The 8,755-nt window shown below is 74.4% G+C and carries 6 protein-coding genes and 1 pseudogene; 2 read left to right on the top strand and 5 right to left on the bottom strand.

Features of this window, described 5'->3' with window-relative positions:
• Positions 1-104: 104 nt before the first annotated feature.
• Together JNW91_RS26985 and JNW91_RS26990 are read right to left on the bottom strand one after the other, a co-directional pair.
• Positions 105-3,812, bottom strand: a complete 3,708-nt coding sequence (locus JNW91_RS26985; protein WP_203178217.1) for a hypothetical protein — start codon at positions 3,810-3,812, stop codon at positions 105-107.
• A 164-nt stretch (positions 3,813-3,976) separates the two neighbouring features.
• Positions 3,977-4,785, bottom strand: a pseudogene (locus JNW91_RS26990) (DNA-formamidopyrimidine glycosylase family protein).
• 109 nt (positions 4,786-4,894) lie between these two features.
• Here JNW91_RS26990 and JNW91_RS26995 point away from each other — a divergent pair.
• On the top strand, positions 4,895-6,160 hold the full coding sequence (locus JNW91_RS26995) for a hypothetical protein (protein ID WP_203178219.1): 1,266 nt from the start codon (positions 4,895-4,897) through the stop codon (positions 6,158-6,160).
• A 26-nt stretch (positions 6,161-6,186) separates the two neighbouring features.
• Here the strand turns inward: JNW91_RS26995 and JNW91_RS27000 are convergent, their stop codons facing one another.
• A complete protein-coding gene (locus tag JNW91_RS27000; RefSeq protein ID WP_225854764.1) occupies positions 6,187-6,429 on the bottom strand; it encodes a CPCC family cysteine-rich protein in 243 nt (80 codons plus the stop codon).
• Between the two features lie 25 nt (positions 6,430-6,454).
• Positions 6,455-7,255, bottom strand: coding sequence for an SAM hydrolase/SAM-dependent halogenase family protein (locus JNW91_RS27005; RefSeq protein ID WP_203178220.1), 801 nt, complete (start codon positions 7,253-7,255; stop codon positions 6,455-6,457).
• Between the two features lie 163 nt (positions 7,256-7,418).
• Here JNW91_RS27005 and JNW91_RS27010 point away from each other — a divergent pair, with 163 nt between their 5' ends.
• On the top strand, positions 7,419-8,006 hold the full coding sequence (locus tag JNW91_RS27010) for a hypothetical protein (RefSeq protein WP_203178221.1): 588 nt from the start codon (positions 7,419-7,421) through the stop codon (positions 8,004-8,006).
• Between the two features lie 251 nt (positions 8,007-8,257).
• Here the strand turns inward: JNW91_RS27010 and JNW91_RS27015 are convergent.
• The coding region (locus tag JNW91_RS27015) for a hypothetical protein (protein ID WP_456085421.1) at positions 8,258-8,755 on the bottom strand (498 nt) is incomplete at its 5' end.

Consider the following 8,755-nt stretch of genomic DNA (forward strand, 5'->3'; position numbering starts at 1 on the left):
CTGCTGCACGGCGTGGCGTCGGCGCTGGCCGAGCTGCGCGCCGCCGGCACCCCGCTGCGCGCGCCCACCCGCTGACCCCGCCGGTCGCCAGCGCCGCCGGTCGGTCACGGCGGCGTCGTGACCGAGATCGGGCCGGTGTACGGCGAGCTGCCCACGACGTTGAACGACCGGATCCGGTAGTGGTAGGTCACGCCCCGGGCCAGCCCCGTGTTGGTGAAGCCGCGACCGGTCACCGTGAACGTGGCGACCTCCCGGCCGAACGCCGGATCCAGCGCCCGCTGCACGATGAACCCGGAGCCCGAGCTGGCAGTCGTGCTCGCCGCCCAGCCCAGGACCACCGTCGCCGTGTCCGGCCCGGGCGCGTTGGCGGTGGCGCTGACCCCGCTCGGGATGTTCGGCGCGGGTGGGGTGCTCACCGCGGCGACCGTCGACCAGGCCGACGCGGAGCCCAGGTACGTGGTCCGCACCCGGTAGTAGTAGGTGGTGTCCGGCGCGACCGCGACGTCCAGGTGACTGGTGCCGACCCCGATCGCCGTGGTGCCCGGGCCGCTGGTGAAGGTCGGGTTGGTGGCCCGTTGCACGTCGATGCCGGTGGCGAAGGAATGGTTCGTCCAGCGCAGGGCCACTCGTAGCGGCGCGGCCGGGGGAATCGCGGCGACGACGCCGACCGGGGCGGCCAGGTGCACGGAGGCGGGCACGCTGTTCGACCAGGACGAGTAGCTGACGGCGTTCTCCGCGCGTATCCGGTAGTGGTACGTCACCCCGGGGGTGACCGTCGCGTCGGTGTAGCGGGTGGCCGTCGCCGCGACGGTGATGGTGGTGACCACGCCGCCGAACGTCGCGTCGGTGGCCCGTTGCAGCAGGTGACTGGTGGCGGGCGGGCGGCCGCCGTTGCCGGTCCAGGCCAGCGCGATCGCCGGCAGCGCGGTGGCCGATCCGGGCACCGGTGTGGCGGTCAGCCCGGTGGGCGCCCTCGGCGCCACCCGCAGCACCAACGGCCGGCTCATCCCCAGGTCGCGGTGGGCGGCGAGCTGGCTATGCCAGCGGTACTCCCAACCCACGTTGACCAGCTGGTTCACCACCGCCGCCGGTCGCCCGTCGGCGGGGCTGACCGGTGTCGAGCCGGTCCGGCTCCCGGCCGGGCGGCCCGGGTCGAGCAGCCGGACGCTGTCGCCCAGTTTGAACGGCAGGATCGGGGCGACCGGGCGCAACGCCACCACCACGTCCTCGCGGGGGTTGACCCGGACGATGTCCTTCCAGCCCAGCTCGGCGCCGTGCGGAGCGCGTAGCGTGCCGTCCCAGCCGACCCGGTTGACGACCTGCACGTCGCAGCCGCCGAAGCACAGCGGCTCGGTCTGTCGGACGTTGCCGCTGATCCGCCAGAGCTGGGTGCCGTCGGTCGGCGCGCCGACCGGCACGGCCGGGTCGGCGGCGAAGAGCACCTCGGTGACCGGGTCGGTCGGGCCGAGGGGGAGGGTCGCCGGGGTGAGCGGCCCGGCGTTCGGGTGGCCGACGCCGAGCCGGCCGGCCAGCCGACCGTGGTCGGGCTCGAAGACCTGCTGCGCGGCCTTGACCTCGACCGGCAGGGTCACCGGGCCGGCGCGGCCCGCCGGGGTGAAGGTGACCGTGCCGGCGTGCACCGGCACCGTCGTCTCCCGTGCCGTCCGGGTGCCGAACGCCGCGTCGTACACCGGTTGCGGCACGATCGGCGGGCGCTGGCTGGCCGCGTACGCCAGGGGCAGCCGGTCGCGCAGCCGGGCCAGGTCGTAGGGCGGCTCCGGCGCGCCGGTGACCCGGAACTGGAGCAGGGTACGGGTGTTCGGGCCGTACCCCGGCTCGGTGGGGGGCGGGCCGCCCTCAGCGGTCCGGTCGGGGGCGTCGGTGTGCTGGTCGTAGCGCGGGTCGAAGCCGGGCAGCGGAGCGGGTGCGTCGTTGTACAGGATGAGCGTGCTGCCCGGCGGTACGGCGGTGAAGTCGACCAGCACGTCGGCCCGTTCGCCCGGTGCGAGCAGCAGGGTGTGCCCGTCGACGTTCAGTACGGTCGGGTCGAGCCGGTCGTAGCGGAAGCCGACCGGCCGGTTCGGCAGCACCACCGGGGTGGGCAGCAGGCCGGCCTCGTTGCCGATCTGGATGAACTCCGGTCCGGCGGCACGGGGGTCCGGCACCCCGCCGTCACGGCCGTCGGTCGGCCAGCCCGCCGGCCGGTCCGCCGCCCGTACGGCGGGCACCATCGGCACCTCGCCCGCCTCCGCGTCGGCCAGGCCACCGTCAGCGGTCCACATCGGCCCGTCCGAGCAGGCCCGGTAGAGCTGGAGGTTGAGACTGCGGTCCAGACAGGCGTTGAGGATCCGGAACCGGTACGCGCGGGGCCGCACCTCCAGGTACGGGTAGGCGACGCCGTTGACCAGCGGGGTGTCCCCGTACGCCTCGGGCACCGCGGACGGGTGCGGCACGCCGGGCCGAAGGGGCGGCTCGTCCGGCGCGCCCACCGGGTCGTGGTGCGGGTTGGGCACCGGGCCGGCGCCGGCCGGCGCCGCCGTGTTGCCGACCCCGTCCGGGGCCGGGTCGCGTGACCACGGGCCGTAGTCCCACCGCCCGGTCAGGTTGCGCCCACCGGGGCGGTACGGGTCCTGTCGAGGCTGGTAGACGTGGGGGTGCCAGAGGCTGCCCCGGGCGCCCCAGCGTCCCCGGTCCCAGGTCGGGTCCTCGGCGGCGAGCTGAGCGTCGTCCGGCACGAACGTCTTGTCCTCGATGACCAGCGGCAGTTGGTCGGCGGGCAGCACCTGATCGGCCACGAGCTGGTCCTCGGCCGGGTCGGTGAGCAGGTAGAGCGCGAGCTGTCCACCGTAGACGGTGAGCCGGGCCAGGCCGAGTGTGTTGTCGTGGAACCACAGCAGCCGCCCGCTCTGCTCGTTCGGGTAGTAGAGCGTCGTGGCGCCGGCCCCGGGCGGGGGCATGTCCGGCACGTGGGTCAGGCCGGTGCCGGTCGGGTACGGGGTGATCTCCCCGGCCGGGGTGATCCACTGCGTCGGGTTGCCGGCGCTGGTCCAGCCGGTCCGAGCCCCGGCCAGGTGCAGCACCGCCCGGTTCTGCGGATACGGCGCCGGGCCGTCCAACGGGCCGACGCCGGCCCCGTCGACCGTGTCGTCGACCGGGAGGAACAACTCACCGGCCCGGCCGGTGGGGAGCTGGTTGATGAACTTCACCCGGACCGGCCGGCTCCGCCGGGCGACGATCATCGGGCCGAGGTGCCAGGGCCGCTCCGGGGGCGCGACCGTGTTGTGCCCCGACGCGTCCGTGCCGAGGTTGAGCTGCCGGTAGCCGCGCAGCCGGGTGGCCGGGAGGTCCCGGTGCAGGCGTTGGGCGTACTCCTGCAGGCCGATCTCGTAGTAGTCGCAGCCCGGATAGCTGATCGTGTCCGCGACGGCCACCGGCAGGTACGCGCCGAGCGCGGTTCCGCCCGTCGGGGCCGGGACGGGCTGTGCGGTCTGGCCCGGCACGGGCTGTACGGTCTGGCCCGGCACGGGCAGCGCGTCGATGAACTTGCGCAGTCCGGTGCCGGGCACCAGCCGTCCGTCGGCGTCACGCGCCGGGCGGGGGCTGTACGCGAAGTTCGCCACCGGGCCGAAGGAGCGCGGCACGACGGCCGGGTCCAGGCTGGCGGCCGGGGTGGCCTCGTCGGTGGTCCGCGCGACCTCCTCGGCGGTCCGCGCGGCCGGCACCACGGACGCCGCCCGGCCGTTGACGCGGCCGCCGCCGTCGCGGATGGTGCGCTCGAAGAAGGTGGAGCGGAGTCTGCGGAAGATCGCCATGACTCTCCCCGGGTCGGGGCACGAGGGTCGCCACCCCGGCGTGGCGACCCTGGTGCTCTCTGCTGACGGTCGGTGAGCACTCAACCGCAGCATGCGACTCGGACGGCCAGATAGGAATTACCCAATCGTCCGTATCTGGGATGACCTCGCTCGGCGCGGGGTGGTCAGCCGGGCGACGGGGCGTCCGGATGCTCCGGCTGGCAGACCGGGCACCAGTAGGTGACGCGATCGCCCAGCTCCTGCTTGCGGATCGCGGTACCGCACCGGCGGCAGGGCTGGGCGCGGCGGCCGTACACGTAGCTGGTCTGCCCCCGGTGCAACGAGCCGGTGCTGCTCTGCGTCCAGCGACCCCGGTTGGCCGCGAGGAGTCGCTGCGCGAGGGTCACCATGCCGGCCAGGTCGGGTACCGCACCGACCGGCGTCCACGGGTACACACCGCGGAGGAACAGCACCTCACACTTGTAGAGGTTGCCCACGCCGGCCAGCGCGCGCTGGTCGAGCAGCGCCTCGCCGATGGTCCGCTCCGGGTCGCGCCGAGCCGGCGGACCGCCTCGACCGGGTCCCAGTCCGGGCCGAGCAGGTCGGGGCCGAGGTGACCCACCAGGCGGTCCTCCTCGGCGGTCGGCACCAGCGCCAGTTCGTGCAGGTGGTAGCCGACCGCCACCGCGCCGGGGCTGCGCAGCACCACCCGGATCAGGTGGGCCGGCCGGCCGTTCCACCGTTCGCCCGGCGCGTACGCCCGCCAGGCGCCGTCCATCCGCAGATGTGAGTGCAGGGTCCAGTGCGCCCCGTCCTGGGCGGCGAGGCGCAGCAGCAGGTGCTTGCCCCGGCTGGCCGACTCGCGAACCGTCCAACCGGTGAGGTCCGTGGTCGCCAGTTGCGGCACCCGGAAGTCACTGTCGGTGATCCGTGCGTCGGCCAGCGCGCGGTGCAGCACGCGCGCGGTGTTCCAGACGGTGTCGCCTTCGGGCACCCCACCATCCTCCCTCGTTCGAGCGGGATTCGCATGTGTCGCTATTTGTACACAGGTTCCTCATGATCTCCTGACATGCGAGGGTCAGGGGGTTCTGAGGAGAATGCCTATGTCACGGCCGCAATGTCGTATCCGATCCCTCGCTCTCGTCGCCACCCTCACCCTCGCCGTCACCGCCACCCTCCTGCCCACCACCAACGACCTGCCCGGGACACCCGCCACCGGAACCCCGCTCACCCTCACCGCCGCCGCTCCGGGCGGCGAACGGTGGAACGCCGACCTGTCCGTCGTCGATCGCGACGACGTCAACGTCCGGCGTACCGCCGCCGGGCTGCGGCTGCGCGAGGCCCGGCCCACCGGGCGCAGCCCCCGCAGCCCGCACAGCGCCGTCGCGGAGGGGATGCTGCTGACCGCTCCCCGGACCCTGAGCAGGCCGGCCACCCGGGTCCGCGCCCAGGTCAACGCCGATGTGCCGACGGGCGCCACCGTCGAGGCCCAGGTCCGTGGTTGGCGGGTCAGCGGCTGGACCGAGTGGCGGGCGGCCACCGACGGCGCGGTCTTCGACCGCCCGGTAAGCCGGGTGCAGAGCCGGGTGGTGCTCACCGCACCAGCCGGCGGCGCCACCGCGACGGTACGCGGCGTCCACCTCACCGCCGACGCGACCGCGGCCGTCTCCGCCGCCACGCCGGGCCTCACCTACCGGGTGTACGCCACCCGCATCGGCCTGGTCGGCGAGCTGACCGCCAACGGCCGCACCGTGCAGCCCCGGGACCACTTCGCGGCGCTACCGTCGCGCCGCGGCCTGTCCCCGCTCAACACCGGCGACTACACCGTGCGGGTCTGCACCACCACCGGCTCCCGCTGCGAGTACGCCCCCGTCTGGGACGTCGGGCCGTGGAACACCCGCGACGACTACTGGAACCCGTCGGCGGTGCGGGAGAACTGGAAGGACCTGCCGCAGGGCCGACCCGAGGCGCAGGCCGCCTACCAGGCCGGCTACAACGGCGGGCGGGACCAGTTCGGCCGGACCGTGCTCAACCCGGCCGGCATCGACCTGGCCGACGGCACCTTCTGGGACGGCCTGAAGCTGACCACCAACGCCTGGGTGGACGTCGCCTACCTGTGGACCGGTGACGGGCCACGCGGCGTGGTCGGTGACGGACCGCTGAACATCCGTACCGGCGCCAGCACGTCGTACCCGATCCGTGGCCTTGCCGCCCGGTTCGCCAACGTGCCGATCCAGTGCTACGTCACCGGCCAGTCGGTGGCCGGCCCCTACCGCACCACCACCCGCTGGAACCGGCTGGCCACCGGCCAGTACGTCAGCCACGCGTACATCTCCACCGTGTACGGCGGCCCCGTGCCGGTCTGCTGACCCGGTGCCCGCCCCGTCGGGTGCCGTCAGGGGCGCTCGTCGGGGCGGGCCGGGCGCACCATGTCCTGGTAGCGCGGGTGGCTGGCACCGTAGACGGCGTAGTTGAGTCGGGCGTGCGACAGGCTCAGGTCGCCGTTGGGACCGCCCCGGACGGCGTCGGCGTCGGCGTCGGTCTGACCGTCGTCGGTCCAGAAGCAGACCGGGCAGGTCCCTCCGCCGGTTCGGGATGCACAGCACGGACAGCCCACGGGAACTACGTGTTCACCCACCGGGGCAGCATTCCATAGTCGAATATCAGCGGGAAACCCGCAGGACGTCACCCGGCGCCACCCGGAGGACGTCCACCGCCCGCCCGCCGTTGACCGCGACCGCGATCAGGTCGGCCGAGTCGACGTACACCACCAGGCCACCGGTGGGGGCGTCGCCGAATGTCCGCCCCCGTACGGCCGGCCGGGCCGGTGCCGGACCCGGCGGACCGACCCGCAGCGCCGCAGGAAGCGGGTCGAGCAGGTGTGCCGGTGCCGCCAACTGGACGTTGCCGAAATGGTCCACGGTCGACACCTCGGCGGTGAAACCGTCGTCGTCCGAGGTCAGGGCCGGCCGCGGCAGCCGGACCAGATCGGCCGGATCGACCGGTGGCCCCGCCTCGCCCAGTGGCGCGCCGAGCGCCAGCCGGGCCGCCACCGGCGCGAACACGTCCCGCCCGTGGAACGTTCCGGACACCCGATCGGCCAGCCAGCGCGGCTCGGTCAGCTCCACCGCGGCGGTCACCCCGCCGAGCGCGGCGGCGGCGTCCGGCAGCAGCCCGTTGTCCGGACCGACCAGCAGCCCACCCGGGGTGGCCAGCGCGACACCCCGCCGGGCGGTGCCCACCCCCGGGTCGACCACCGCCACGTGCACGCCCACGGGTAGGTACGGCACGGTCTGCGCCAGCACCGCGGCGCCCCGCCGCACGTCCGCCGGCGGCACCAGGTGGGTCACGTCGATGACCCGGGCCGCCGGCGCGAGCCGGGCGATCACCCCGTGGCAGGCGGCCACGAAACCGTCGGTGAGGCCGTAGTCGGTGGTAAGCGAGATCCAGGGTGTGACGGACATGCCCGCAGGCTAACCCTCGGCGTCGGTGTGTCGTTCCGGGACGGGTTCGCCGTGCAGCGGTATGCCGTCCCCGCCCACCGGTGGGATGGTTGGCGGATATGGGACAGCGCGGTGGCCGACCGGCCACTCCCGCCGCCGGGTGGCGCCGGGGCAGACTGCCCTGGTGACACTTCGGAGCCTGCCCGCCGTCGCGGTCCTGCTGGTAGCCGTCGCCCTCACCGCCGGCTGCGGTGGTGACGACGCCGACCCGTCGAGCGCGGCCCCCACCGTCTCGGTCGTCTCGGCCCCGCCGGCCACCGGTCTTCCGAGTGCGCCGACGCCCTCGACGGCTCCGTCCAGCGCCAGCGGTGTGGCCTCGCCACCGGCCCCGCCGTCCGGCGCCCCGCAGGGGCCCACGCAGCACCGGCCGGCCAGCCCACCGCCGGTGGTGCTGCCGCAGCGCCCGGCCGGGGCGCCCGGTGCCACGCAGATCGTCAACGCGTTCAGGGCCGCCGGCCTGAGGGTGTCGCACCCCAGGGACCGCTCGATCGAGTGTGGACCGGATGGGCTCGGCCTGGGCTGTTCCGAGCTCGTCGCCACCGACGCCGTCACGGTGTACGTGTTTCCCGACGAGACCAGCGCCAGCGACATCGCCGAGACCTGGGGTGGCCAGTCGTACCGACGCGGTGCGGTGGTGCTCAACTACCTCGAGGCGAAGACCCCGGCCGCCGACCGGCCGCGCTACGAGAAGGTCCTCAACGGCCTCGGCTGAGCACCGGTCCGCGGCTTCCACCCCCGGGGCATGTATGTCTTCTGAGCAATATACCTGTGGGTCATATTTATGACACAGGTATATCGCTCAATCGAGTCCGTCCCGCCCGGGCCGACCCTTTGCCGATAGGGAGGTCGGCCTTCGGCCGCCGCGCCGCCGCCGAGGCGGGGCCGCAACCAGGTGCGGCAGGGCCGCGGGGGCGGGCGCGGCCGGCCACGCGAAGAGCAGCGGGCGTTACCGGACAGGACGGGTCAGCCACGCAGGCGCAGACCGCGTGGGGTGGCCCGGAAGCCGGCGGCGGTCAGCGCGTCGCGCAGCGGGGAGGAGTGCACCGCCTCGCCGTCGGCCCGTTCCACCGACATCGCGCCCAGCGCCCCGGAGTGGACGGCATCGGCGAGCGCCTTGCCGGCCGCAGCGAGCGTGTCGGCGTCGTCGGTGAAGGAGAGCAGCGTCCGACCGCCGCGTTCCACGTAGAGGACGAGGTCGCCGCCGACCTGCACCACCAGCGCACCCGCCTTACGGCCGGCCCGGTGCCCGGTCGCCGGGGCCGCCCCGTCGCCGGAGTCGACCACCCTCTCCGGCCAGGGCAGCGCCGCGCCGTACGGATTGGCCGGGTCGGTGGTGGCCAGCACCGTTGCCGGCGTAGCTCGGCCCCGAGGAGTACGACCGCTACCTGGCCCGGATCCGTCGCCGGGACAATGCCGCCGTCTCAAGATCCGCGCAACGTCGGGGAAACTGCTGCCTCGCGA

This window comes from Micromonospora parastrephiae, from assembly GCF_016802865.1.
Classification (GTDB): domain Bacteria; phylum Actinomycetota; class Actinomycetes; order Mycobacteriales; family Micromonosporaceae; genus Micromonospora; species Micromonospora parastrephiae.

Excerpts from the sequence above, each read along its gene's own strand:
- JNW91_RS26985 (WP_203178217.1), bottom strand. The coding sequence starts at position 3,812 with ATGGCGATCTTCCGCAGACTCCGCTCCACCTTCTTCGAGCGCACCATC.
- JNW91_RS26995 (WP_203178219.1), top strand. The coding sequence starts at position 4,895 with ATGTCACGGCCGCAATGTCGTATCCGATCCCTCGCTCTCGTCGCCACC.
- JNW91_RS27005 (WP_203178220.1), bottom strand. The coding sequence starts at position 7,255 with ATGTCCGTCACACCCTGGATCTCGCTTACCACCGACTACGGCCTCACC.